Source organism: Nonomuraea sp. NPDC049400 (genome assembly GCF_044466425.1).
GTDB lineage: Bacteria > Actinomycetota > Actinomycetes > Streptosporangiales > Streptosporangiaceae > Nonomuraea.
This window is the reverse complement of sequence record NZ_JBITMP010000009.1, coordinates 43,330-67,463: the sequence shown is the minus strand read 5'-3', so window position 1 is coordinate 67,463 and position 24,134 is coordinate 43,330. Positions and strand designations below refer to the sequence as shown.

The following is a 24,134-nucleotide window of genomic DNA, read 5'->3' as shown; positions in this document are numbered from 1 at the left end:
CCCGGCGCTTCCTAGCACTTCCTTCGGTGCCGTCCCGCCATACGGCGTTTCACCGCAAGTGTGACCGGAACCGCGCCGGACGTCATCAGGCCGAAGGCGATGAGCGCGGCCGACGCCTTGCTCGCGCCGTCGAGCCGCGGCTCCTCGCCCCCTGTCGGCTCGCCCCTGCCCGTCGGCTCCTCACCCCCGGTCGGCTCGCCCCTCGTGGGCGCCTCGCCTCCGGCGTTCCCGCCGCCCTCAGGCACCTCGCTGGGCGCCTCGGAGGGCTCGCTCGGCCGGCTCGTGGGCGTCGTGGGGGGCGGCGGCGGGGTGGGAGCGGACGAGGACGGCGGCTGCTGACCCTCCGGATCCTGCGCGTTCCCGGTGATCGGGGGCTGCTCCGACGTGGCCGCCGGGGTCGGCTTCCTGGCCTTGGCAGGCGGAGTCCTGACCGGGGTGCGCGTGCGCCTGGGGGTGGGAGTGCGCGTGGACCGCGTGCTCGCGGTCGGCTGGACCGGCGGTGGCGCGGCGCTCTGCGTCTGCGTCGGCGTCGGCGTGTGCGTCGGCTCGGGCGTGCTCTCTTCCGGCGTGGTCTCCTCCGGGGTCGGCGCGGGCTCCTCCTCCGTCTCCGCCGGCTCGAGCGTGGACGGGGTGGCCGTGGTCGGCGTGACCGCACTGGTCTGCGCCCGCAGCGCCGGCTCGTCCGAAGCGACGTTGGCGATGACCACGGCGGAGACGGCCAGCACGGCGACGGCGCTCGCGCCGACGGCGATCTTCGCGGGCACCTTGCCGAGGCTGCGGAACGGGCTGCGGAACCGGGTCTCGGCCAGCGAGGTCTGCGCCTGGCCCGGTTCGGCGAGCTCGCTCGGGAAGAGCAGGACCAGCAGGCCGGCGAGCGCGGCCAGGCGGCGGCGTCCGCGCTCCTCCCAGTCGCGTCCGTACCCCTCGGCCGCGACCGCCTCGAGCTCGGTCAGGAACGCCTCCGCGGACGGCGGCCGCCCGGCCGGGTCCTTGGCCAGGCCGCGCTCGATCAGGCTCCGGAGCTGCGCGGGCACCTCGTGCACCGGCGGCGGCGTGGCCTGGTGCTGGCGGGCCAGGGCCGCGATGTTGGCCGCCCGGAAGGGCCGGGTGCCGGTCAGGCACTCGAAGAACACGACGGTGGCCGCGTACACGTCGGTCGCGGGTGCCGGGCGCCCGCCCGACCACTGCTCGGGCGCCATGTACGGCGGCGTGCCGGCGGCGCCGGCGCCTTCGCCCGCCCTGACCGCGATGCCGAAGTCCACGAGCTTGCTGGTGCCGTCGCCCTGGACCATCACGTTCTCTGGCTTGAAGTCGCGGTGCACGACGCCGATCGCGTGGGCCGAGGCCAGACCCTGGAGCGAGCCCTTGAGCACGGCCAGCGCCGCCTCGGGCCCTGTGGGGCCCTCGGACCTGAGGATCTCGCGCAGCGAAACCCCGTTGATCAGCTCCATGACGATCGCCGCGCCCTGGCCGGTCTCGACGTAGTCGATCAGCCGGGCGTGGTACTTGCTCTGGAGCGTGCTGAGCAGCCTGGCCTCGTGCCGGAACCGGGCGACGAACGCCACGTCGGACCTGAGCTCGTCGCTGAGGTACTTGATGGCCACCTCGGCGCCGTCGTGGTGGCGCCTGGCCAGGACCACGCGACCGGCCGCCCCCGAACCGAGCTGGCGTACCTCGGTATAGCCGGGGACCCCCCACCGCCCATCACCGTGCATAACGGTTCTCCTCTGGACTATTCCGGGCCCCCACCCTCATCAACCGGCCGTAGCTTAACCAGAGGGAACCGCTTTCCCGCTACTGGTATCCCGATTAGTCAGGAATGTCACCCGATGTGTCATCTGGACGGGGACTCGGGGTCCTGCTCGGCTCCTCCTCCTTGGGACATTCCTGCGTGGCGCCGCCCGCGCTGTCGCTCCCGTTGCCCGCCGCCGGGTCGGTGGAGGCCGTCACGGACCACTTGATGCCGCACGGGAGTCGGACGGAGCGGCTCAAGGTCCTGGTGTACGAGGTGTCGCCGGACAGCGTGACCGACTCGGCGCCCCCGCCCTCGCCGGCCGCGAACGACACGACGAGCCGTACCGGCTGGGTGTTCGACGTGGTCACCGAGACGGTCGCGACGAGCCCGCCCTCGCCCGCACCGGCCCTGACGATCGACACCCGCTCCACCTGCGGCGGGCAGGGCACCGAGGCCCGCGCGGTGGCGGTCCGCCCACCCGCGCTCACCCGCACCGACAGCGTCGCGCCGCAGGGACGGGACTTGAAGGTGTGGGCGAACGACCGCGAGTAGGAGGTCCGGCCGGACAGGCTCGCGGTACGGGTGCCGACCGGGTCGCCGTTCACCGCGAACTCGGCCGTCACGGGGATCTGCCCGGTGCCGCTCGCGGTCACCCTGACCAGGGCGTTCGCGGTACGGCCCGGCGCGGCGGGCAGGTTCAGCGACACGCTCAGGCCGCTCACCCTCGTGGGGCAGGACGGCACGGAGAACGAGGCCGACCTGGCGCCGCCCTGGGCTGCGGGGGAGGTGGTGACAGTCAGCGTGACCGTGCTGCCGCACGGGCGCTCGCCCATGTCCCAGGTGAGCGCGCGGGTGTAGGACCTGGCGCCGGACAGGCGCAGGCGCTGGACGCGGCCGTCCGTGCCGGGAGCGGTCCAGGCCGCGGTGGCGGTGACGGCGGCGGTGCCGCTGGTGCGCACGGTGACCGTGGCGGCGGCGACCCCGTCCTCGTCGACCGTGAGGCCGCCCACGCTCACCCCGAGCACCTCGGTCACCGGCGCGGGAGTGGGCGTCGGCGTCGGAGTCGGCGTCGGCGTCGGCGTGGGGGTCGGCGTGGGGGTCGGCGTCGGCTTGGGAGTGGGCTTCGGCGTGGCCTTGGGGCTCTTCACCGGCTTGACGTCCGACGGGGTGCTGACCGGGCTCTTTGCAGGGCTCTTCACAGGGCTCTCGACGGGTACGACCGCCTCCGGCGTGCTCGTCGGCGTCGTCGGCGGAGGGGTCGTCTCGGGAGTGGTCGGCGGATCCGTCGGCGGCTCCGTCGTGACCTGCGAAGGCGGTACGGCCGCCGCGGCGCCGATGGGCTCCGTGGGCGGTGGCGGCGACTGGCGGTTGGCCAGCACGACCACCACCACCGCCACGGCTGCCGCCACGGCCAGCGCGCCGCCCATGGCCACGCGTGCCGTGTTCGAGCGCAGGCCTCGGAACACCGTCCTGGCCAGCGAGGTCGTCGCCTCGGGCGTGGTCGTCTGCGGCGCAGGGAGCAGTAAGGCGAGCAGGGCCACGAGCGCCGCCAGCCGCCGCTTGCCGCGCTCCTCCCAGTCCTCGCCGTACGCCGCCCTGGCCGTGGCCTCCAGCTCCGCCACGAACGCGTGCGCGCCGGCCGGTCGCTGCGCGGGATCCTTGGCCAGCCCGCGCCTGACCAGCTCGCGCACCGGCTCAGGCGCGTCGTGGAAGGGCACGGGCGCGTGGATGTGCTGGTAGCCGAGCACGCTCGGCTCGGTCGACCGGTACGGCCGATGCCCGGTCAGGCATTCGAAGAAGACTGCCGTGGCCGCGTACACGTCGGTCGCCGGCGAGGCGGGCAGCCCCTCCCACAGCTCGGGCGCCATGTACGGCGGCGTGCCCTCCGGATGCGCGGCCGTGCCCTGCCGCACCGCGATCCCGAAGTCGACCAGCTTGCTGACCCCATCGTCCCGGACGAGCACGTTCTCCGGCTTGTAGTCCTTGTGCACCAGCCCGAGGTCGTGCGCCCTGGCCAGCCCCAGCAGCGAGCCCTTCAGCACGGTCAGCGCCGCCTCCGGCTCGGTCGTGCCGTTCTCGCGCAGCAGGGCCCGCAGCGAGACGCCGTTGACCAGCTCCATCACGATGCAGGCCCCGTCGGCCTCCTGGATGTACTCCCACATCGTGGCGATGTTCGGGTCGCGCAGCGTGGTCAGCAGCCGTGCCTCCGACTGGAACCTGGCCAGCGCGGCGGGATCGCGCCGCAGCTCCCCGGAGAGGTACTTGATCGCGACCTTGACCCCGGTCTCGTCGTGCAGGGCCAGCGCCACCCGCCCGCTGGCGCCCGCACCGAGCTGCTTGACTTCGGTGTAGCCGGGAGCGCTCCACTCCATCGCCGTCTCCCATCAGGAGCAGGTGGTGCCTGCTTTATGGAACTACTCCCGATGGAGGATGTGAACCGGTACATCGATACCTTCTGGGAGCACCGGATCTGGCTCCGGTTCGCCCCAAGAGGTGACCAGGGGCAGCACCCCGGCCCATACCGGCAGGTCGTAGTCCTCTTCCTCGTCCTTGGGCGCCCCGCTCCTGATCTTGACCGACGCCTCCTCCAGCGACAGCGCCAGCACCGCCGTGGCGGCCAGCTCCTTGCGCGACGGCCGTCTGACGTAGTCCCACTGGCCGGGCACGAGCTGCTCGGACAGGGCCCGCAGCCCCGCCATCCGCTCCTCAGGGTCCGTCACCAGCCTCGCCGGCCCGTAGATGATCGCCGAACGGTAGTTGACCGAGTGGTTGAAGATCGAGCGGGCCAGCACGAGGCCGTCCAGGTGCGTGACCGTGACGCACACGTCGCTCCCGTCGCCCGCGCGCAGGGACGTGGCTCCGGTGGAGCCGTGCAGGTAGAGGGTCTCGCCGATGCGGCCGTAGCCCGTGGGCACGACCATGGGATGGCCGTTCACGACCACGCCCAGGTGGCAGATCAGTCCGGTGTCGAGCACCTCGTAGAGATCGTTCCTGTCGGTGCTGCCGCGCTGCTTCTCGCGGCCGAGCGTGGTGCGGGGAGTGGTGGAGAGCATGATTCGACCGTAACCACGAAGTGGACCTATCCTGTATGGCCACTATCGAGCCCATCGCGGAGACCACTTCCGTGCGTACCCATGTTGACCTGCCCGTATCTCTCTCGCGCGACTCGGACACGCCGCTGACCGCGCAGCTCGCCGACTGGCTGCGGCGCGCCATGCTGGACGGCACGCTGGCGCCCGGCGAGCGGCTGCCGTCCACGCGTTCCCTGGCGGCCCAGCTCGCGGTGAGCAGGACCGTGATCACGGAGGCGTACCAGCAGCTGTACGCCGAGGGCTGGCTGGACGGGCGGCACGGCTCCGGCACGTTCGTGGCCGACATGGAGGTCACCAGCCCGCAGCCCAGTGAGAGCACGTACGTGCCCGCGCCGCCGCCGGCACCGGCCGACTCGATCGACCTCATGCCCGGCGAGCCCTGGGTTCGCGACTACGACCGGGCGGCGTGGCGGCGGGCCTGGCGCAAGGCCGCCGACCTGCCGCCGGGCGCCTCGCCCAACCCGTACGGACTGCCCCGGCTCAGGGAGCTGCTGGCCGACCACCTGAGACGGGCCAGAGGCATGGCCGTCGGCCCGGAGAACATCCTGGTCACCAGGGGCACCGGCAACGGGCTCGACCTGTGCGCGCTGGCCCTGCTCGGCGGCGGCGCGCGGGCCGGCGTCGAGGACCCGGGCTACCACGTGGCGCGGACGGTGTTCGCGGCCAGGGGGGCCGAGGTGGTGCCGTGCCCCGTGGACGAGGACGGCGTGATCGTGGACGGGCTGCCCGGCGATCTCCGCGTGCTCTACACCACCCCCGCGCACCAGTACCCCCTGGGCGGGCGGCTGCCGATCCCGCGCAGGGAGCGGCTGCTGGCCTGGGCCAGGAGCACCGGCGCGACGATCGTCGAGGACGACTACGACGCCGAGTTCCGCTACGACGTGGCCCCGCTGCCCGCCCTGTACGGCCTGGACCCGTCCCGGGTGGTGCTCCTCGGCACGCTGTCCAAGACCCTCGCGCCGGACGTGGGCGTCGGCTGGCTCGTCGGCGACCCGGAGCTGGTCGCCACCATCGCCCGGCTGCGACGCAGCGTCGCCGACCGCACCAGCGGCCCCGTACAGCAGGCTGTGATCACCCTGCTGGAGCACGGCGACCTCGACAGGCACCTGCGCAGGATGCGCCTGGAGTACGCGCGCCGCCGCGCCGCGGTCGTCGAGCTCCTCGGGCCCGTCTGCCGCCTGCGCGGCGACACCGCCGGGCTGCATGTCCTGGCCGAGTTGCCCGCCTCCGTCGCGCCGGACGTGATCGCGCGGGCCGGTGAGCGCGGCGTCCTGCTCGACTCCGCCATGCGCCACCACCACGGCCGGGCCCACCTGCACGGCCTGGTGATCGGGTACGGCTCCGCCTCGCTCGCCGAGGTCCGGCGCGGCTGCCGGATCCTGGCCGAGCTCATCCGCGACGCCCAGGACCCCGGCTGAGCGACAACCAGGCCGAAGGAACGCCTTCGGAGTCAGGGCGGACCCTGCGCAGGGGGCTCCAGGCCGCGCAGGAGCGGGAGGGCGCGGCCGGCGTAGACCGGGTCGACCGGGAGCACATGCCGCGCCCACCAGCGCGCGGGGCCGGGGTCAGGGGACGGCTCGGTGAAGGCGGGGGCGTAGTCGTCGTACGGCGGGTCGTACAGGTAGCCCGTGGCCACCCCGTGCCGCTCCAGGTCGGTGATGGCCGTGTCCCGGTCCCGCACCAGGAACGGCACGCGGAACAGCGGCCGGCGCACGTCGTCGCGCACGGCGGGGGCGACCGTGGGCAGCTCGGCCAGGCGCGCGACGCCCATCAGCCTGCACTCGTTGTCCGCGGGGACCTCGGCCAGGCGCCTGGACTGGTGCCAGCGGGCCACAGGGCCGCGCCGCGCACGGTAGCCGTGCAGGTCGGCGCGGACCCAGCGGTCGAAGGGCGGCAGGTCCGGGGCCTGTTCGAGCGCCCGCTCCAGGGACCGCGGGTCCAGGGGGATGCGGTAGCCCTCGCGCTCCTCCTGCATGCCGAGGGTGCGCATGAGCCAGAGCGCCGGGCGCACGAGGTCGAGCCTGAGGGCCGCCTGGCGGGCCACCGAGGTGGCCACGCTGATCAGGTCGGCCCGCAGCGAGCCGGGTGCCAGCAGGGCGTCGCGGGCGCGTTGGAGCGCGCGCAGGTCGCACTCGTGCTCGACGGCCAGCACGCCGCCCGAGCCCGCCCCCGGATGCTTGCCCAGGCTGAAGACCCCGGCCTGGCCGAAGGTGCCCAGGGGCCGGCCGCCGAGGCTCGTCTCCATGGCGTGCGCCACATCCTCGATCAGCACTTTTCCGGACAAGGCGGGGGCGTTGTCGGGCAGGCCGTACAGGTTGGTCGTCAGGACCGCGTCCACCTCGGCGAGGTGGACGCGGGAGACGTCGATGTTGCCGTCGCGGGCGGACAGCGGCGCGATCACCGGGCGCAGGCCGGCCGCGAGCACCAGGAACAGGATCTCGTCGGCCGAGATCGGCGACATGAGCAGCCGCTGCCCCGGCTCGCACCAGTGCCGTAACGCCAGGTAGAGGCCGAGGCGGTTGGACGGGAGCGGCAGGCAGCGGCGGCCCGTGCGCTCTTTGATGAGCCTCACCCTTGCAGGACGGTGCGGAGCCGCCCGTAGGTCTTCAGCGCCTTGTCGGCCGTCTTGAGCAGCAACGGGTTGGCCAGCACCGTGGCGCGCGTCTTGCGCACCGGCACGCGAACCATCCAGTGGAGGCCGGCCGCCGCGCCGACCCTCGCCACGCGCCCTTCGGCCACCTCGAGCTGGCCTGTCTTGAGCTTGTCCTTGTACTCCTTCTCGCCGCGGCCCATGTCGATCACCTGGATGCCGTGCTCCGCGGCCCGCTCGGCCATCGCCAGGTGGTGGATGAGGCCGGGGGAGTACTTGGCGAAATGGGGATCGTAGGCGGGGAACCACCCGGCGAGCGTCGTACGCGTACGAAGCCCGAAATGCCCGGCCATCGGCCGGTCGTCCACGTACACCATGTCCAGCACCCCGGCGAAGCTCTCCGACTGGCTCGCCAGCAGCCGCTCGACCAGCTCCACGATCCAGCGGTGCGCGAACCTGTCGGTGCGGCCCGTGCGGCGGTATTGATCGGTCTTCCAGCCGAGCAGCGTGTGGAGGGGCGCGAGGTCGGTGGTGGCGTAGTCGTGGCGGATCGTCCCGGCCTCGCGCTGGAGCTTGCGGGACTTGGCCAGGGTGGACTTGTACGTCTTGCCGGAGTGCTTCTTGAGCTCCTCCGCGTAGTGGTCGTAGCCGCCGCGCAGGTCGATGATCGGCGACGGGTGCCGCGCGTGCCGCTCGCTCAGCAGCGGCTGGCCGGACACCAGGTGGTCGAACTCGTACACCGCGAGCCCGCAGGCCTTGATCAGGCTGCGCGGTTCGATCTCGAGGTCCTTGGCGCGGATCAGCCCTTGCGCGTCGGTCAGTCCCGCGGCGACCGGTTTGCCGATCCCCATGGGGTGCCGTTCAAAAGGGAAAAAACCCACAATGTCAGGACCGTCGTAAAGAACGGCGACTCGTACGATATTTCGAAGTTCGCCCACCGTGATGGTGAATTCTGGCGACAGGAAGGGGCTGTCGACCGATGGGTCCGCCTCCTGCAGGTCCCGCCATCGGTTCAGTTCGGAATGTCCCAGCTCATGGGGCAGGGCAAGGGTGACGCGCATGGGCTCCTACCGTTGGCATGCCGCTGTTTTCGAAGTTGAGGGGGGACCATTACGGTCAGCGTAAAGACTATTACTCGGAGCGTCATCGCCGCAGGTCGGAACGTTACAGAACTCCCAGCTGGTGTTCAGGACCGAGTGACGTTCTAATGTGTGTGCATGACCGTACCTGGCATTGACTGGCCCGCTCTGGTCGCGTGGATGGGCCGGAACGTGCCCGACGCCGGCGAACCGCTGTCCGTCTCGCTGATCTCGGGCGGCAGGTCCAACCTGACTTATCTTGTCGAGGCCCGCGACCGCCGCCTGGTGCTGCGCCGGCCGCCGCTCGGCCACGTGCTGCCCACCGCCCACGACATGCGGCGCGAGTGGCGGGTCATCTCGGCGCTGGCGCCCACGCCCGTCCCGGTGCCCGCGCCGGTCGCCTTCTGCGGGGACGAGTCCGTCATCGGGGCGCCGTTCTATCTCATGGGACACGTGGAGGGGGTCGCCGTACGGACCCGGGAAGAGCTGGGTTCGCCTCCGCCTTCGCCCGAGCGGACGCGGCGGCTGTCGGAGCGGCTGGCCGAGGTGCTGGCGGCCATCCACGCGGTGGACTACCGCGAGGTGGGGCTGGCGGACTTCGGGCGCCCCGAGGGGTACCTGGCCAGGCAACTCGACCGGTGGGGGCAGCAGTGGGAGCGGTCGAAGACGGCGGACCTGCCCGAGTACGACCGGCTCGTGGAGCGGCTGCGGGAGCGGCTGCCCGCCTCGTCCGACAGCACGCTGGTGCACGGTGACTACCGGCTGGACAACACGCTGATCAAGCTGGGTGACTCTCTGGAGATCACGGCCGTGGTGGACTGGGAGATGTCCACGCTGGGGGATCCGCTGGCCGATCTGGGGCTGACGCTGACGTACTGGCACGATCGGGGGGACTCGGAGCGGGCGGGGATTCCGGTGGCGGGGGATGTGACGGTGGCGCCGGGGTTCATGAACTCGGCGGAGTTCGCCGCGCACTACGCAAAGGCATCAGGCCGGGATATTTCAGATCTTGGGTTTTATGTAGCTTTTGGAAACTTCAAGCTCGCGGTCATCGTGGAGGGTATCCACGCCCGGTTCCGGCAAGGTAAGACCGTTGGGGAGGGATTCGACCGCATCGGCTCCGCGGTGCCCACGCTGATCTCCCGCGCACATCGCATGCTCGACCAGCCCTGACCGTACGGGGGCGCCTTCCGTACCCCTGATCCTCAGCCCTCAAGGAGCGTCATGAGCACTGTTGCACTCATCACCGGAGCGGCGAGCGGCATCGGCGCCGCCGTGGCGCGGCGGCTGTCGGCGGGCGGTGTGAAATGCGTCCTCGTCGACCTCGACGGCGAAGGCGCCGAGCGGCTGGCCAAGGAGCTGGGCGGCGTATGGCTGGCCGCCGACGTCAGCCACGAGGAGGCGTCCCTGGAGGCGGTGGCGCTGGCCGAGCGGAGCTTCGGCCGGCTCGACCTGGTCCACCTCAACGCGGGCATCTCCGGCCGGGTGGACCTGGCGGACTTCGACGTGGCGCGGTACCGCCAGGTGGTCGGCGTGAACGTGGACGGCGTCGTGTTCGGCGTGCGGGCCAGCGTTCCGCTGCTCGTCCGGTCCGGCGGGGGAGCCATCGTGGCCACCTCGTCGCTGGCCGGCCTCGTGGGATTCTCCGGCGACCCGATCTACACCATGACCAAGCACGCCGTCGTCGGCCTGGTCAGGGCGCTCGCCGAGCCGCTGGCCGTCCAGAACATCCGGATCAACGCCGTCTGCCCGGGCTTCACCGACACGCCGCTGGTGGCCGAGTCGCGGGAGATGTTCGTCAATGCGGGGTTCCCGCTGCTCACGGCGGAGGACGTGGCCGCCGCCGTCGAAAGCGCCTTCTACGCCGACACCCCCGGCACGCTCCTGGTCGTGCAGCCCGGCAGGCAGCCGGTTCCGTACCGCTATGCCGGGGTGCCGGGCCCCGCGGGCGGCCAGCGCCCACCCGCGCTCTGATAAACCGCAAGTGGCTTGCAAGCGGGACGAATAACGTAATTAGTGCTGGGGACTACCCGGCTCTTGCACGTTTCCTTATGTTCGCGAGCCGTGAAAAACCTTCGCCGGCTCGCGAGTCCTTGTACATTTGCGCAGGATGAGGAGCGTCCAGTGATTCCCACCGACGGCCGGCACGCACGCCGACGATCGCCATGGCCGCTTGCACTGGGAGCGGGCATTCTCGCGGTAATCCTGGTGGCGGGCATCATGGTTTATGCCTCGATGCGCACCAAGGCCCGCAGCGTTTTCCAGGGCGCCGAAGCCGCCCCGGCCATGCCCAACGAGCCGGCGCCGCGGCTGGAGCAGCCACCCGCGCTCGAGAACTGGCCGCGCTGGGGCATCACCCACACCCAATACAGCGCCGACAACGAGCCGCCGCGGGTCGTCGGGCAGGCCAGGGGCATGCTCGGCCGCGTCCCGATGCTGCAGAACCAGCACATCATGGGCTGGGGCGTCGGCAACCCCGAGCCCAGTCCTGGGCAGTTCAACTTCCGGGATCTGAACCGGCGGCTGAAGTTCATGGCGTCGTCGCGGGCCGTGCCGGTGATCACGCTGTGCTGCGCGCCCGACTGGATGAAGGGCGGGCGAGCCGGGCACACGGACTGGAGCAAGAACCACACGGTCGCGCCGAAGCGCGAACATTTCGATGACTACGCCAAACTGGCCGCCAGGGTTGCCAGGCAGTATCCGACCGTAAAGCATTATTTGGTGTGGAACGAGTTCAAGGGCTTCTGGGACCCGAGCACGAACCGTTGGGACGCCGAGGCTTATACCGAGCTTTACAACAAGGTCTACACGGCCTTGAAGAAGGTCGACAAAGGCATCCAGATCGGCGGCCCGTACGTCCCGATAGAAAGCAGCGCAAAAGGCGGCCCTTCCGAGCTGAGCGGGCCGTGGGGCACGGTCGACCAGAGAGCGCTGGACGCGGTCCAATACTGGCTGGACAACAAGAAGGGCGCCGATTTCGTCGTGGTGGACGGCGCTTCCATGACGAAGGACCGGGGCAATGTCCCCGATGATTTCGCGGCTCTGGGCAAGTTCAGCGCGATCACGACGTGGCTGCGGCAGAAGAGCCGCGACCTGCCCGTGTGGTGGGCGGAATGGTACGTCGAGCCGGAGAATTCGGGCTGGTCGGAGGAGAGGCGCACGGCGGTGCAGGCGGCGGCGCTGATGGAGTTCGCCAAGAGCGGCGTGACGAGCGCTCTCTACTGGAACCCGCAGCAGCGGGACAGGGGCGCGTGCGCAGGCTGCCTTTGGGCTCCGAAGGTCGGCGGGGAGATGCCGATGGCGGGCCTGCTCAGCGGCTTCACGAAGTGGTTCCCTGCGGGGGTGCGCGTGGAGCAGGTGGCCACCTCGGACCCCGAAGTCAGGGCACTCGGCCAGGAGCGTCAGGTGGTCATGGTGAACACCTCGGACCGGCCTGTTTCCGCGACGGTGGACGGCAAGCGGGTGACGCTGAAACCGTACGAGATCAAGTGGTCCGGTCGCGGCGGCGCCTGAACGCACGTCCCGGGTGTTGTGGCGCCACGCCCGCCATGGCCGCTCAGCCGGTGGTCAGGCGGCGTTCCCGCTCATCATCCGGTGCAGGGATCTCGGAGTGCAGATGAAAGAGGGGCTCGGAAAGGATGAGCCCCTCTTTCAAGAGTTTCTGTCAGAAGTTGAATTCGCCCTTGGACATGCCGTCTCTGAAGGCGGTCCATTCTGCCGCGGTGAACACGAGGGCGGGACCGCTGCGGTCCTTGCTGTCTCTCACGGCGACGCGTCCACCGCTGAGGGGTGCGACTTCGACGCAGCTGCCGCCGTTGCTCCCTGATGCCCTGGCCTTGCGCCACGCGGCAGTGAGCAGTTCGTTGTCAGTCTCCATACCTCTCCATCATCTTGCGAATGACTTTCTCGCTGATGTTCACCGGATGCGCCATGCTGCTCAACGCATCCCATCGCACGCCAAGGTCTCGGACCTTGTCGACACGACTGATCACCTCGCCGGTCAGCGCGCTCTCCAGGTAAGCGGCGTCGGGCGAGCCGTCCACCTGTGCGATCTCGAACGCACCCAGCAGGCCGGTGGTCATCCCCGCTGAGAGGGGGACGATCCGTACGGTGATGCACGGGTGCTCCATGACGGTCAGGAGGTGTGCGAGCTGCTCCCGCATCACCTCTGCCCCGCCGATAGGTCGAAACAGCACGCTCTCGTCTATGAGGGTCGAATACATGGGTGGCTTCGGCTGGTCGAACACGGCCTGGCGTTTGAGCCGGACCTTGACCGCCTTCTGCACCTGGTCCCGCGTGGTGCCGGGCTCGCCGAGCAGGACCTGTTCGGCGTATCTCTCCGTCTGGAGGAGCCCGGGGATCACCAAAGGCTCGGACGTCCGGATGGCGTGGGCCGCGGCCTCGATGCCCGGCCATGGCCGGAACCAGGCCGGCCCCAGGTCCGTGTGGATTTCGGGAAGGAGTTCTTTCAGTTCGCCGTTGAGCCCGAGAACACGCTCTATTTCCTCCGTGAAAGCCTCGCTGGGCGTGCGCTTGCCCCGCTCGACGGCTCCGATCTGGCTCTCGCTGTAGGTGACTCCAGGGGCTGCGGCAAGGCGTTCCTGCGACAGGCCGTGGCTTGTCCGAAACTTCCGCATTCGTGCGCCGTACTCCGCTCGTGCCCGTAGGCGAGGCTCTTGTCCGTTTGCCGTCATACCATGCCCTTTTGCCTTATGCTCTAACGCCCCTACAAAGCTCACACACACCGTCGGTGGTACTTGGAGGAAAGTGGAGTCCTGTTCCGCAACACAAAGTAATCGCATGACGCCATGCTGTGCAGAGGCTCCGGAGATTTAGGCGCTGTAATTCCTCACTGCGCCGTCCGATCTATTGCGCTTCGAGGTGATTCCCATGCGGTCAGGCGGGACAGCCCCAACGCAACTCCGGCGTGCCACGCTCCGCCAGGATCCGTACGCGCCGCACCGCGCCAGGATCGCCGTCAGAACCTGGCTGGGAATGACGCACCCCGCGCTGTACGACACCGAGCTCGTCGTCTCGGAGCTGGTGACCAACGCCGTCAGACACGCGCTCAAAGGCCCCGATCGCGACTGGGTGCGGCTGCGTCTGGACGAGGACCCGTCTTGCGTCCGCCTGGACGTGACGGATCCCGGCAATCCCGGGTCGGAGCCGACATGCCTGCCGTTCCCGGCCGACTGGAACGACTGGATCCCGCGGATGACGCAGCCCGGCGGCATGGGCATCGCCACGATCATCGCGATCTGCGGCGGGGCTTGGGGGACCTACCTCACCGAGCGGGAAGAGCGCGTGGTCTGGTGCCACGTACCCATCCACGCTCTGTGACCGTCTCCCGTGTCAGCCCAGCCCGAAGTGCGGCAGGCACGGCTCCAGTCCGTGGATCCGCACCGGGACGGGGTCGGTGAAGTCGGCCCGGTCGAGGCGCAGGCGTTGCTGGACCGCCCGCCGGCCGCGTGCCTCGTCCACCGACAGCCCATCGGGCCGGTAGCCGAGCTTGCGTGAGACGCCCAGTGAAGCGGGGTTGTCCAGGAACGCCTCGGAGACGGCCGTCTCGGCGGCGAGCCCCGTGAAGGCCAGATGCAGGACGGCGGCGCGCATCTCGGTGCCGAGCCCCTTGCCCTGGTGGGCGCGGCCCAGCCACGAGCCCGTGTGCACCTCGCGGGTGACCCGGAAGCTGTGCGCGGACAGGTCCTGGGTGCCGACGACCCGTCCCTCGTGGACGACGACGAAGTTGCAGCACCACTGCTCGCGCTGCCACCGCGACATGATCCCGAGCTGGTAGCGGACGACGTTCCCCGGCAGCTCGGCGGCGGGGACGTCGGTCCACGGGACGCCGAACGGCATCACGTCAGGATCGTGAACGCCTTCCAGCGCCCGCTCGGCCAGCTCGTCGAGATCGTCCAGGGAGGGCAGCCGCAGCTCGAGCCGGGGCGTGGTCAGGCGCAGGTTGAGTACGGGCCAGTGGCGCATACCGGTCCATTGTTCCGAGCCCCGCCGACGAGATCATCCCAATTAATTCCGGTCGATCACTCTGGGAGGGCGGGGGAGGGGGAGCGGCGGGCCTCGGACGCGCGGCTGGGGGTTGGTCTGCGCCAGTACGTCAGGAAACGCAGCAACCACTCCACCGGACCGTAGCGGTGGCTCTTGAGCCACCAACGGCTGTAAACGACCTGGACAGCGAAGATGCCGACCGCCATCAGCACCTCGAGCAGCGGGCTGACCCGGTCCACGAGCGCGAGCCCGTACCCGGTGAAGATCAGCGAGCAGATCAGCGACTGCGCCAGATAGTTGGACAGCGCCATGCGGCCGGGCGCCGCCAGCACCCGCGCGGCGCGCGGCACGTACGGCAGCAGCCGCAGGAACGTCGCCGCGTACGCCGCCGCCAGCAGCGGTGCCGTCACCAGATCCACGGCCTCGCCCCAGAACTTGTGCAACGTGCCCTGCCAGGCCGACACCGTGTAGACGAACGCGCCTGCGAGCCCGATCGTGAACCCGGCCCATTGCAGCGTGCGCAGTGTCCTTGTGTGGGCGGAGATGTCACGCAGGGCGCCCAGCTTGCCGACCGCCAGGCCGATCAGGCACGCGGCCAGCACGGCGGGGCCCTGGAAGAAGACGCGGAACAGGATGATCAGCGACAGCTTCCTGAGGTGCTCAGCGACGATCTGCCAGAAGGAGGCGGCCAGAGCGGTGTCCGACCGGGCGGCCTCCGCCGCCGTGTCGGCCACCGTGCCCGCCGTGTCCAGGCCGGACATGGCCAGCAGCGCCAGCAGCACGAAGCCGAGCGACAGCAGCGCGGTCAGCGCCACCGCCAGCACCACCGCCGTCCTGGGCCTGATCTTGCGGCAGATCAGCAGAACCAGCCCGACGGCGGCGTACGTCGTCAGGATGTCCCCGGGGAACAGCAGCACGGCGTGCGCCAGCCCGATCAGGAACAACCCGGCCAGCCGGCGCAGGAACATCGGCCCGAACGGCCGGCCCTGCCGCTCCGCCGAGTCGACCTGGAGCGTGAAGCTGTAGCCGAACAGGAAGGAGAACAGCAGGTAGAACTTGTTCTCCGCGAGCAGCGTCACGACCCACCGCACGCTCCAGTCCAGCGAGGACTGGAACGCGGGCTCCGCCATCCCGGCCATGCGGTAGCCGGAGGCCAGGAAGGCGATGTTGACGACGAGGATGCCCAGGAGCGAGAAGCCTCGCAGGGCGTCCACAGAAGCGATCCTCGCGGCCGCGGGTCGTGCATTGGGCATGGCGGGAAATGTCTCCTGTGTCCTTACATCGGGTTACATCATCCCGCACAAGCTAAGTGCTTCCTGTGAATTCAGTTATTTTGTGCGATATAGATAAATCTCTCGACGATCACCGCTATGGCCACCAAAAAAGCGGGAACCGCCAGGAACAGCAGGCGCTTGCGGGTTTTGCGCGCGCGCTTCCGGCCGTTCAAGCAGATGATCTCATACGCGAAGAGCGCCACCCAGGTCACGCCCAGCGCGCCGATGCCCACCGGCGTCCACGGCGAGGTGGGGTCGCCGCGCCCCTTGTACGGCTGAGGATCGGGGATCTCGGTGCCCCTGACGAACTTCTTCCAGGTGTAGAGCGCGGCGTCCTCGTTGGAGAACACCCGCTTCAGGTCCGGCGAGGCGTCCAGCGCCGCGCGGAACTTCGTGCCCCAGTCGTCCGGGAAACCCTCGTTGAGCTGCAGATAGCTGACCTGGCCGCGGCTCACGATCAGGTAGGAGTTGCGTGGCTGCTCCTTGAGCGCCTGGACCGCGTCCGCGATCCGCGCCGGGTCCTTGTGCACGAGGGCCTGCCCGCCGAAGTTGACCAGCTCGACGTCCCGCTCGCCCCACGGCAGGATCGGGGTGACCTCGGGGCCCTTCTTGGGCACCAGGTAGAGCACCTTGGCGCTCGGCTTGTCGTGCTCGTAGATGTAGTGCAGGGCGGCCACTTCGCCCGTGGTGACCCGCTCGAACTTCTCGTTGCCGTACCTGGTCAGCAGGAACGCGAACGCGAACAGCACCGCGAAGCACGCCGCGAGCGCGACCGAGATCTTCCTGGTGAGCTCCGGGTTGACGCGCAGCTTCCGGTTGCGCAGCGGCACGGTCTCCTCGCGCACGTCCGCGCTGTCGGCGGGCAGGTTGGGGAAGAACGCGTACGCGGCCAGCAGACAGGCCCCGGGCAGCGCGAACATGTAGATCCGCAGCCCGATCTCGCCGCCGTAGCTCTGCAGCCCCAGCGCCAGCACCGGCACGCAGAGCAGGATCAGCGCCGACCGGTCGAACACCCCGCGCCGCAACCGCCTGATCAGCCCCGAGGCCGCCAGGCTGAGGATCACCACGAGGATGCCGAGCCGCGCCTTGAGCACCAGCGCGTGCGCGGGGTCGCTGCCCTCGATCCGGTCGCCGGTGTTGCTGCGGAGGTTCTGCAGGATCCGCCCGAGCCCGCCGAAGATGGCGTCGATCTGGCCGGACCAGAAGCCCACCGTCATGTAGCTGATCCAGGCCAGCACCGCCAGCCCGAGGAAGAACGGCAGCGCCCAGGACAACGAGGTCCGCTTGAAGATCAGGAACGCGGTCACGACCCCGAGCATCATGAACGGCGTGATCTGGTGCGAGGCCACCGACGCGACGAACAGCGCCAGCAGCATCAGCAGCATCAGCAGCTTGTCGGCCCGGAACGTGCCGGTGTTGGCGAGCTCGCCCGGGGTCATCGCGTCCAGCTTGCCGAGCAGCCTGCGCAGCCCCTTGCGCGGGACCGGCTTCGTGCGCGGCTCGACCCGGCCGAACCACCTGAGCAGGATCGCCACGAACGCCAGATACAACGCGAACGTGAAGCCCTGCGGCGAGAAGTAGTCCTGCCCGATCCACTGCACCAGCACGAACAGCAGCGCCGCGAACCACCGGGCCCGCGTGGTGGCCACGACCTGGCGCAGGATCAGCACGAACGGGAGCAGGTAGAGCAGGTTCGAGACGAGCGGCGTCCACTGCAGGATCGTCGTCAGGTCGCTGATCCCGGCAGCCTGCGTCACGAAGGCGAACAGCGCGAAGAAGCCGGGCCAGCCCATGCGGGCGTCGATGCTGATGGCCGACTCGCCGGTCCTGCTGATGAACTCCACGAAACCGGCATGGATGTACGCCGTGGGGAAGCGCGGCTCCGTCGCCACCAGGGCTCCGGCGCCGTGCAGGGCGAACGTGATGGCGGCGATCTGGAGGAGCAGCAGGAACTTGCGGTCGGAGCTCTGGACGACCGTGATGAAGAACGACGCGATCATGATGAGGATCGCGATGAACGCGCTCGTCGGGAGCGCCGAAATCAGGCCCAGGCCGTCGATGTCGTTCGGATCCACGCCCCGCAGCGGGCCCGGGGGGACCTTGAGGGCGAGGATGTACATGGCCAGGCCCTCGAGGACCAGCAGCACGGGCACCCACTTGGGCGCGCTGGCGACCAGCGCGCCCACCCGACCGCCCAGGGTGCGCGGCTTGGCCGGGGCCGGCTGGGGCGCCACCTGCTGGGGTGCGGCTTGCTCGGGTGCGGCTTCTTCCTGGGACGCGGCAGGCTCGGCCTCGGTCGACGGCGTTACGGCCATTGCCACTCCGATGGCCGCGGGACGGGTCATGGGCACGGTGCCGTCGGCTGACGCGTCGGCTGTGGGCTCCCCGTCGGCTGACGCTTCGGCCGTGGGCTCCCCGTCGGCCGGCGCTTCGGCTGGGAGCTCCTCGTCGGCCGGCGCGTCGGCCGTGTCAGGCGCGTCCGTGGTCGGCGCGGAGACATCCTGTACGGGCGTGACCACCGTGCCCGTGGCGTCCGGGTCCGTGTCCTCCTCCGTCGTGGGTGGGTGCCCGATGTGCAAGGTGGCGGGCAGCCGTACGAGCCTCGTCGTGTCCGCGTCCGGCTCGATGCCGTCGCCGTCCCGTTGCGTCACGTTGACCATCATGCGGCCCCGGCCGACCCGTGGGTAACGGCCCGCGACCCTGTTTCTCCGTACCTGAGGATTTTGCGGAGATTACCGAAAATCAAAAGTCCCATGAGCAGTTCGCTGAAGAGCAGCCCGTATCCCACCGCGTTCACGCCGGCGTACGGGAACAGCGCCAGAGTGGACACCAGCACGAGCACGGCCAGCCCGATCTGCACGGCCGCCAGCATCCGCGCCCGCGACTGCGCCCGCAGCGCGCTTAGGTAGACCTCGATCAGCACCCGCGGCAGCACGGCCAGCGACATCAGCCGCAGCAGCGTCGTGCCCTCAGCCGCGAAGGCGGACCCGAAGATGGTCAGGATCAGCGGCGCCGCGAGAAACGCCACCGCGATGATCGGCGTGACGATCAGGAACGCCCGCCGCAGCGCACGACGGCAGTTCTCGGCCAGCCGGGCACGGTCGAAGGAGCCCTCGACGGTGAGTGACACCGCCATGTTCATGGCCAGCAGCTCGATCATGCTCGCGAGGGTGTGCGCCATCGAGAAGCGCCCGAACGTGGCCTCGCCCACCTGCGTGGCGACCACCACGGGCACCAGGTAGACGATTCCCAGGATCGACAGCGTCCCGGGGAAGTCCCCGGCCAGGAACCTGCCGACCTGGCGCAGCCGGGGCGGCTCCTGCGCGGCGTCGGACTCCCTGACGTGTCTGGGCACCACCACGCCGAAGATCAGCCAGTTCACGGGGATCAGCGCGAGCGCGGTCGGGATGACCCAGGAGACGAAGATCCCGCCCGACGGCAGCGCGCCGGCCAGGGCGACCAGCAGCCCCATCTTGACGACGCCGAAGACCAGGTTGTTCATGGGCACGAACGTGGCCCTGCGCAGCCCGGTCAGCACCACGTCCTGCAGCGTGAAGACGGCCCACACCAGCACGGACGCCAGGAAGAACAGCCCGGGCCAGAAGCCGCTGAGCACCGAGTACGTCTTTCCCCACATCGGCAGGGTCAGCAGGAAGCCGAGCGCCGCGACCCCGCCCGTGGCGGCGGCCAGGCCGTACCCGCGCAGGACCAGCTCGGGCGTGCGGCGGCCGGCCACCGGCAGGAAGCGGGCCAGCGCGCCCACGAACCCCAGCGCGATCAGGGACGCGAACAGCCGCATCGCGGTGATCAACGCCTGCCCGCTGCCGAACTCCTCCGGCGAGTAGTGGTGTGCCGCCAGCAGCCAGTAGCCCATGCCGAGCACGCCGGTGATGACGGTGTTCGCCATGAGCGCGTAGCCCTGGCGGAACAGCGGATTATGCAGATCGCGGAGGATCTTGCCCCAGACTTCAGACATTTCCGCGCACCCGCCGCAGCCCGTACCTCGTCCGGCGCACGACCGCGTACCCCTTGGTGAGGATGCGTTCGCGCAGGTAGATGAGGGGAACGGCGGTGCCTTCGACGGCCCGCTTGAACATGGCGATGGTCGTGCCCTTGCCGACCGTCAACCGGGGGATGGCGAGCATGTCGTGGCGGTCGGCGGCGATCGTGTTGCTCACGGCGCAGGCGGCGAAATATCCGGCCTTGCGGACTTCCTGGCGGACGCGGGCACTGGAGTAGCCGTAGGGGTAGGCCATGGTGGCGACCGGCGCGCCGATCTTCTCCTCCAGCAGGCCCTTGTTCCTGCGCAGCTCCTGCCGGAGGTCCTCGGTGCGGAGCTGGTCCAGCTGGGGATGGCTGTGGCTGTGGCCGCCGATCTCGATGCCGGTCTGCGCGGCCTCGCGCGCCTGGCCCCAGCTCAGCATCTTGTCGAGGGGGCGGCCCGCCGCGTCGTCGCCCGCGTCGGACACCCAGCCGCTGGTCAGGAAGACCGTGGCGGGGAAGTGGTAGCGCTCGAGCAGGGGCAGCGCGTGGCTGTGGAAGTCGGCGTAGCCGTCGTCGAACGTCACCACGATCGGCTTGCCGGGCATCGAGCGGCCGTTGTTGTGGTGGAGAGAGGCCACCAGGTCGCCCAGCGTGAGCGGGGTGAAGCCGCTCTCCGACAGGTACGCGAGCTGCTCGGCCAGGTCGGACGGCCGCACCGAGTGGGGTCTGGTCTCGTCGTTGGGGGCGTCGGTGACCGAGTGGTACATCAGGATCGGGATCCGGGTCATGAGCGTGCCACCTTCAACCGTGCGGAACCCACCACGTAACCCCAGGTCGTCCAGGCCAGCCCGACCACGATCGCGGCCGCCCTGCCGAGCCCGCCCAGGTCACCCCGCAGCGCCTCGCGCACGCCGCGCAGCGCGCCGAGCGGCAGCGTCCTGAGCGCGTGGGCGCGCTCGCTGGCCAGCCCGTCCTGAGTGCCGACCTCCTGCGTCACCAGGGCCTTCGACAGCCCCTCCGCGTAGCATCTGGATCTGAAGTAGGCGAACCGCTCGCGCTGTCTGGACACCTTGTGCCCGATCACCGCGCGCGGCTCGAAGAGCATGACCGAGCCAGGCTTGCGCTGGCTCAGCCGGATGCAGAACTCCGTCTCCTCGCACCCCAGCGGGCGCGACTTGCGGCCCTGCACGCTGCGCCCGATGCCGCTGTGGAACCCGCCCACCTCGGACACGACGTCGCGCAGGAAGGCGGCGTTGCCGCCCATCACGTTACGGATCGGCGCACGTACGGCGGGCATGCCGCGGTACGTGCAGCCGACCGTCCAGTCGAACTCGTCCGGGAACCACCGCGGGCGCCTCCCGGACGCCCACAGCGGATCCGTACGACCTCCGACGCCCACCACGCCGGGTACCTGGAAGCCCTCCTCCAAAGCCTCCAGCCACCCTTCGTCGGCGACCGCGTCGTCGTCAAGGAACGCGACAATCTCACCGTTGGCCGTGGCCACGCCGGTGTTCTTGCCTCCCGACAGCCCCTGCTCATGGGTGTTGTCCACCACGATGGCCCGTGGATAGGCGCGCTTGAGCTTGAGGTGCAGGTCGGGGTTGTGGTCGACCACCAGGATCAGCTCGTGTGCCGGGCGTGTCTGGCTCTCGACCGACTCGACTGCCTGCCTGATGTCCTCCCACCGCTCCTCGGTGTAGACGCAGATGACAACAGACGTGTTCACAGGGATTCCTTTATGCGACGCCTCGGTCAGCGGCGGGAGTGGCGGTCGGCTCAGGCTGAGCGGGAGCGGGCTGGCGACGCCACTCCTTCAGGATGGTCTTGAGCACGCGGAAGCCATCTCGTACGGCGCGAAGGTTGCTCTCGCCGTGAATGCGGGTGCGTTCGTGGCTCGGCACCTCGTGCACCTTCAGCCCGGCCTTGGCGGCGCGCACGTTCATCAGCGTCTCCACCTCGAAGCCGTCGCAGTCGAGGTCGAGCACGTCGAGGTGGCGGGCCCAGAAGGCGTTGTAGCCGTAGCACAGGTCGGTGTACTTGGTGCCGTACAGGACGTTGACCAGCGAGGTTAAGACCTTGTTGCCGAGCCGCCGGTTGAGCGTCAGGTCGTCGCTGCCGCCGCCGGGGGAGTAGCGGGACCCCTTGACGAAGTCGGCGCCCGTCACCAGTGCGCCGACGAAGGAGATGATCTCGCGGCCGTCGGTCGAGCCGTCGGCGTCGATCATCACGATGATGTCGCTCGTGCACGCGGCGAACCCGGCTGCCAGGGCGTCACCCTTGCCCTTGCCGGTCTGCGTGACGACTTTCAGGTTCGGTCGCAGCCGCCTGGCCACGGCCACCGTCTCGTCGACGGAGTTGCCGTCGACGAGCACGATCTCGTCCACCCAGTGCGGGATCGTGGCGAAGACGTGCGGCAGGTTCTCTGCCTCGTTCATCGCCGGCACGACCACGCTCACCGTCGGGGAAATGGCCAGGTGAGGGGTGACCGGCGTGAAGCTCGTGGGTGGCGGCATCGACCGCAAGGGTGGTTGCGGTTTGCCGTTGTGCTTGGCTATCTCGGGACTCATGGTGAGGGAAATCCTTCCGGGACCCCTCCCCGCCACGAGCCGGACGGGGCCACACCCGGGTGCTGAGGGAATGGCGAAGCCGGTGAACGATGCATCGAAGGGTCCTGTGCTGTGAGGGTGTTCTGCCGGGACTCGGAAGCGCTCAGCGTGCTCCCGTTGGTTCTTTCACTACTGCGTTGGGTGACTCTTGCTGCTGCATCGAGGTGCGCATGCGACCGAAGCCCTTGAGCACACGGTCGGCCGCCTTATAAAGAGACGGCCTGTCCATGACGATTGTTCGGGCCTTGTTGAAAGGAGTGCGGCCCATCCAGTGGACCGCCGCTGCCGCGGACGGTCTTGAGATGCGGCCTTCGGCGACGTACAAGACTCCGCTCTTGAGCCAGTCTTTGTACTCTTTGCCGCCTTTGCCCATGTCCACCATGTGCACTCCGTCGTTCGCGGCGGCCTCGGCCATCTGGAGATGATGGACGATGCCCGGCGAATAACGGGCGAACTCGGTGTCATAGGCGGGGAACCACCCTACAAGCGTGGTGCTCGTACGGAGGCCGAAATGCCCGGCGACCGGTACGTCTCCGGCATAAAGCATGGTCAGGACGCCCGCGAAGTCCGATGACTTTTCGGCATGCATCATGTCCGTCAATTCGACGATCCACGGCTGGGCGAACCTATCCACCCGGCCAGTTCTTCGATACTGGTCGGACTTCCACGCCAGCAGCGTGCGCAGCACCTCTTGGTCGGCCGAGGCCCACTCGAAGCGCAGCTCGCCCTGCTCCCTGCCGAGCTTGCGCTCTTTGTAGCGGACGGTCTTGAGGTTTTTCGGGGAATTGGACTTGACCTGCTCGATCCAGGCGGCGAACCCGGAGGTGAAGTCCATGACCGGCGCGGGCCGGACATCCTGCTCGTAAGGGGCGAACGTGGGTTGTCCCGCCACCAGGTGGTCGAAGTCGAAGACGCTGAGCTTGCAGGACCGCAGCAGGGCCTTGGCGTCGAGCTGCAGATCCGGGGCGGCGATCAACCCGTGGCAGGTGGTCAGGAAGCCGCCGAGCGGCTTGCCGATGCCGAAGCTGTGCCGCTCATGCGGAAAGAATCCGACGATGTCGCTTTCGCTGGAGATGACCGCCACCCTCACGTAGTCGCGCAAGCGGTCCATCGCCACGGCGAACTCGACGGACAGGAACGGATTGTCCAGACTCGGATCGGCCTTCTGCAGCTCTCGCCATCGGCACCGCTCGGCGTCCCCGAGCTCTCCCGGTCGCGTCACCTGGATGTTCACCTGACCCCCTGCTGGGTCTGCATGCTCTTCCCCCGGTACAACACGCGAAGCACGTACATGAACCCTCCGAGCACGGCGACCGTCGCGACGCCTGCACGGGGCGACCACGCGCCGAACAGCAGCATCGCCTGAGCGAGAAGCACGTTGATTACGAGACTTGCCGCAGCTCCTACTGATATCGCGGCAAGGGGGTCACGATCACGCAACAGTCCTACTACCGCCGCACCTGGAACGACCAGAAGGAACAGGGAGATCAAAAATGGGCGCAACGGCGTGTCTATGTCGAAAAGCGCCACGACCGCTCCAGCTATGCAAGCGAGCGCCACCAGCCAGGTCAGCGCTCTGCGGTGCTGCTTGAGCATCTCCCCTTGTCTCCTGCTCTGTTATCAAAGCACTACTGATCGCAATTCATGGGACCAATCCGCGGCAGGGACGTCAATGCCGACGCTTGGCAGCATGCCCCGGTTTACCGGCGCGCAAAGATTTTTCTCGTGCAGTTTCAAAACATGATCAAGAGGTCCCGGTCCTGGAACG

The 24,134-nt window shown here is 69.4% G+C and carries 21 protein-coding genes; 5 read left to right on the top strand and 16 right to left on the bottom strand.

Annotated elements, in window-relative coordinates:
* Nucleotides 1-11: 11 nt before the first annotated feature.
* The 3 genes from ACIBVN_RS15645 to ACIBVN_RS15635 all read right to left on the bottom strand — a co-directional run bounded on the left by ACIBVN_RS15645 (nt 12) and on the right by ACIBVN_RS15635 (nt 4,788).
* Complete coding sequence (locus tag ACIBVN_RS15645; RefSeq protein ID WP_397136757.1) at nt 12-1,715, bottom strand: serine/threonine-protein kinase; 1,704 nt, start codon at nt 1,713-1,715, stop codon at nt 12-14.
* Nucleotides 1,716-1,809: 94 nt separating this feature from the next.
* On the bottom strand, nt 1,810-4,107 hold the full coding sequence (locus ACIBVN_RS15640) for a serine/threonine-protein kinase (RefSeq protein ID WP_397136755.1): 2,298 nt from the start codon (nt 4,105-4,107) through the stop codon (nt 1,810-1,812).
* A gap of 42 nt (nt 4,108-4,149) precedes the next feature.
* Nucleotides 4,150-4,788 (bottom strand): pyridoxamine 5'-phosphate oxidase family protein, encoded by a 639-nt coding sequence (locus ACIBVN_RS15635; protein WP_397136753.1) that lies wholly within the window; start codon nt 4,786-4,788, stop codon nt 4,150-4,152.
* A 35-nt stretch (nt 4,789-4,823) separates the two neighbouring features.
* Here ACIBVN_RS15635 and ACIBVN_RS15630 point away from each other — a divergent pair, with 35 nt between their 5' ends.
* Nucleotides 4,824-6,245 (top strand): PLP-dependent aminotransferase family protein, encoded by a 1,422-nt coding sequence (locus ACIBVN_RS15630; RefSeq protein WP_397136751.1) that lies wholly within the window; start codon nt 4,824-4,826, stop codon nt 6,243-6,245.
* Nucleotides 6,246-6,277: 32 nt separating this feature from the next.
* On the opposite strand, the gene ACIBVN_RS15625 is transcribed toward ACIBVN_RS15630, so the two are convergent.
* The gene (locus tag ACIBVN_RS15625; protein WP_397136749.1) at nt 6,278-7,399 is read right to left on the bottom strand and encodes a DegT/DnrJ/EryC1/StrS family aminotransferase; all 1,122 of its coding nucleotides are present in this window, start codon (nt 7,397-7,399) and stop codon (nt 6,278-6,280) included.
* A complete protein-coding gene (locus ACIBVN_RS15620) occupies nt 7,396-8,268 on the bottom strand; it encodes a GNAT family N-acetyltransferase (RefSeq protein WP_397136747.1) in 873 nt (290 codons plus the stop codon). Before ACIBVN_RS15620 ends, ACIBVN_RS15625 begins: the two co-directional genes overlap by 4 nt.
* Before the next feature lie 366 nt (nt 8,269-8,634).
* Between ACIBVN_RS15620 and ACIBVN_RS15615 the strand changes: the two genes are divergently transcribed.
* From ACIBVN_RS15615 to ACIBVN_RS15605, 3 genes are all read left to right on the top strand, one after another.
* Entirely contained in the window at nt 8,635-9,669 is a 1,035-nt protein-coding gene (locus ACIBVN_RS15615; RefSeq protein ID WP_397136745.1) for a phosphotransferase family protein, read from the top strand.
* Nucleotides 9,670-9,720: 51 nt separating this feature from the next.
* Nucleotides 9,721-10,470: an SDR family oxidoreductase gene (locus tag ACIBVN_RS15610; protein ID WP_397136743.1), complete on the top strand. Its 750-nt coding sequence runs from the start codon at nt 9,721-9,723 to the stop codon at nt 10,468-10,470.
* Between the two features lie 150 nt (nt 10,471-10,620).
* Complete coding sequence (locus tag ACIBVN_RS15605) at nt 10,621-12,009, top strand: xylan 1,4-beta-xylosidase (protein ID WP_397136741.1); 1,389 nt, start codon at nt 10,621-10,623, stop codon at nt 12,007-12,009.
* Between the two features lie 151 nt (nt 12,010-12,160).
* Here ACIBVN_RS15605 and ACIBVN_RS15600 read toward each other — a convergent pair whose 3' ends face one another.
* Together ACIBVN_RS15600 and ACIBVN_RS15595 are read right to left on the bottom strand one after the other, a co-directional pair.
* Complete coding sequence (locus ACIBVN_RS15600; RefSeq protein ID WP_397136739.1) at nt 12,161-12,373, bottom strand: DUF397 domain-containing protein; 213 nt, start codon at nt 12,371-12,373, stop codon at nt 12,161-12,163.
* Entirely contained in the window at nt 12,363-13,235 is an 873-nt protein-coding gene (locus ACIBVN_RS15595; RefSeq protein WP_397136737.1) for a Scr1 family TA system antitoxin-like transcriptional regulator, read from the bottom strand. Before ACIBVN_RS15595 ends, ACIBVN_RS15600 begins: the two co-directional genes overlap by 11 nt.
* A gap of 151 nt (nt 13,236-13,386) precedes the next feature.
* Here ACIBVN_RS15595 and ACIBVN_RS15590 point away from each other — a divergent pair, with 151 nt between their 5' ends.
* The gene (locus tag ACIBVN_RS15590; RefSeq protein WP_397136735.1) at nt 13,387-13,836 is read left to right on the top strand and encodes an ATP-binding protein; all 450 of its coding nucleotides are present in this window, start codon (nt 13,387-13,389) and stop codon (nt 13,834-13,836) included.
* A gap of 12 nt (nt 13,837-13,848) precedes the next feature.
* On the opposite strand, the gene ACIBVN_RS15585 is transcribed toward ACIBVN_RS15590, so the two are convergent.
* The 9 genes from ACIBVN_RS15585 to ACIBVN_RS15545 form a co-directional block, all read right to left on the bottom strand.
* Nucleotides 13,849-14,481 (bottom strand): GNAT family N-acetyltransferase, encoded by a 633-nt coding sequence (locus ACIBVN_RS15585; protein WP_397136733.1) that lies wholly within the window; start codon nt 14,479-14,481, stop codon nt 13,849-13,851.
* A 56-nt stretch (nt 14,482-14,537) separates the two neighbouring features.
* Complete coding sequence (locus tag ACIBVN_RS15580; protein ID WP_397136731.1) at nt 14,538-15,716, bottom strand: DUF418 domain-containing protein; 1,179 nt, start codon at nt 15,714-15,716, stop codon at nt 14,538-14,540.
* 110 nt (nt 15,717-15,826) lie between these two features.
* Nucleotides 15,827-18,427, bottom strand: coding sequence for a hypothetical protein (locus tag ACIBVN_RS15575; RefSeq protein ID WP_397136729.1), 2,601 nt, complete (start codon nt 18,425-18,427; stop codon nt 15,827-15,829).
* Between the two features lie 8 nt (nt 18,428-18,435).
* Nucleotides 18,436-19,752, bottom strand: coding sequence for a lipopolysaccharide biosynthesis protein (locus tag ACIBVN_RS15570; RefSeq protein ID WP_397136728.1), 1,317 nt, complete (start codon nt 19,750-19,752; stop codon nt 18,436-18,438).
* On the bottom strand, nt 19,745-20,548 hold the full coding sequence (locus ACIBVN_RS15565) for a polysaccharide deacetylase family protein (RefSeq protein ID WP_397136726.1): 804 nt from the start codon (nt 20,546-20,548) through the stop codon (nt 19,745-19,747). The genes ACIBVN_RS15570 and ACIBVN_RS15565 overlap by 8 nt, the downstream gene beginning before the upstream one ends.
* Nucleotides 20,545-21,486 carry a glycosyltransferase family 2 protein gene (locus ACIBVN_RS15560; RefSeq protein WP_397136724.1) on the bottom strand — a complete coding sequence of 314 codons (942 nt, stop codon included), beginning with the start codon at nt 21,484-21,486 and terminating at the stop codon, nt 20,545-20,547. The genes ACIBVN_RS15565 and ACIBVN_RS15560 overlap by 4 nt, the downstream gene beginning before the upstream one ends.
* Nucleotides 21,487-21,496: 10 nt before the next feature.
* Nucleotides 21,497-22,327 (bottom strand): glycosyltransferase family 2 protein, encoded by an 831-nt coding sequence (locus ACIBVN_RS15555; protein WP_397136722.1) that lies wholly within the window; start codon nt 22,325-22,327, stop codon nt 21,497-21,499.
* Between the two features lie 142 nt (nt 22,328-22,469).
* Nucleotides 22,470-23,600, bottom strand: a complete 1,131-nt coding sequence (locus tag ACIBVN_RS15550; protein WP_397136720.1) for a GNAT family N-acetyltransferase — start codon at nt 23,598-23,600, stop codon at nt 22,470-22,472.
* A complete protein-coding gene (locus ACIBVN_RS15545; RefSeq protein WP_397136718.1) occupies nt 23,597-23,962 on the bottom strand; it encodes a hypothetical protein in 366 nt (121 codons plus the stop codon). The genes ACIBVN_RS15550 and ACIBVN_RS15545 overlap by 4 nt, the downstream gene beginning before the upstream one ends.
* Between the last annotated feature and the right edge of the window lie 172 nt (nt 23,963-24,134).

Bases quoted from the DNA above. Each gene is read 5' to 3' on its own strand.
- ACIBVN_RS15645 (WP_397136757.1), bottom strand. From the start codon at position 1,715: ATGCACGGTGATGGGCGGTGGGGGGTCCCCGGCTATACCGAGGTACGC.
- ACIBVN_RS15640 (WP_397136755.1), bottom strand. From the start codon at position 4,107: ATGGAGTGGAGCGCTCCCGGCTACACCGAAGTCAAGCAGCTCGGTGCG.
- ACIBVN_RS15635 (WP_397136753.1), bottom strand. From the start codon at position 4,788: ATGCTCTCCACCACTCCCCGCACCACGCTCGGCCGCGAGAAGCAGCGC.
- ACIBVN_RS15630 (WP_397136751.1), top strand. From the start codon at position 4,824: ATGGCCACTATCGAGCCCATCGCGGAGACCACTTCCGTGCGTACCCAT.
- ACIBVN_RS15620 (WP_397136747.1), bottom strand. From the start codon at position 8,268: ATGGGGATCGGCAAACCGGTCGCCGCGGGACTGACCGACGCGCAAGGG.
- ACIBVN_RS15615 (WP_397136745.1), top strand. From the start codon at position 8,635: ATGACCGTACCTGGCATTGACTGGCCCGCTCTGGTCGCGTGGATGGGC.
- ACIBVN_RS15610 (WP_397136743.1), top strand. From the start codon at position 9,721: ATGAGCACTGTTGCACTCATCACCGGAGCGGCGAGCGGCATCGGCGCC.
- ACIBVN_RS15600 (WP_397136739.1), bottom strand. From the start codon at position 12,373: ATGGAGACTGACAACGAACTGCTCACTGCCGCGTGGCGCAAGGCCAGG.
- ACIBVN_RS15590 (WP_397136735.1), top strand. From the start codon at position 13,387: ATGCGGTCAGGCGGGACAGCCCCAACGCAACTCCGGCGTGCCACGCTC.
- ACIBVN_RS15585 (WP_397136733.1), bottom strand. From the start codon at position 14,481: ATGCGCCACTGGCCCGTACTCAACCTGCGCCTGACCACGCCCCGGCTC.
- ACIBVN_RS15570 (WP_397136728.1), bottom strand. From the start codon at position 19,752: ATGTCTGAAGTCTGGGGCAAGATCCTCCGCGATCTGCATAATCCGCTG.
- ACIBVN_RS15565 (WP_397136726.1), bottom strand. From the start codon at position 20,548: ATGACCCGGATCCCGATCCTGATGTACCACTCGGTCACCGACGCCCCC.
- ACIBVN_RS15555 (WP_397136722.1), bottom strand. From the start codon at position 22,327: ATGAGTCCCGAGATAGCCAAGCACAACGGCAAACCGCAACCACCCTTG.
- ACIBVN_RS15545 (WP_397136718.1), bottom strand. From the start codon at position 23,962: ATGCTCAAGCAGCACCGCAGAGCGCTGACCTGGCTGGTGGCGCTCGCT.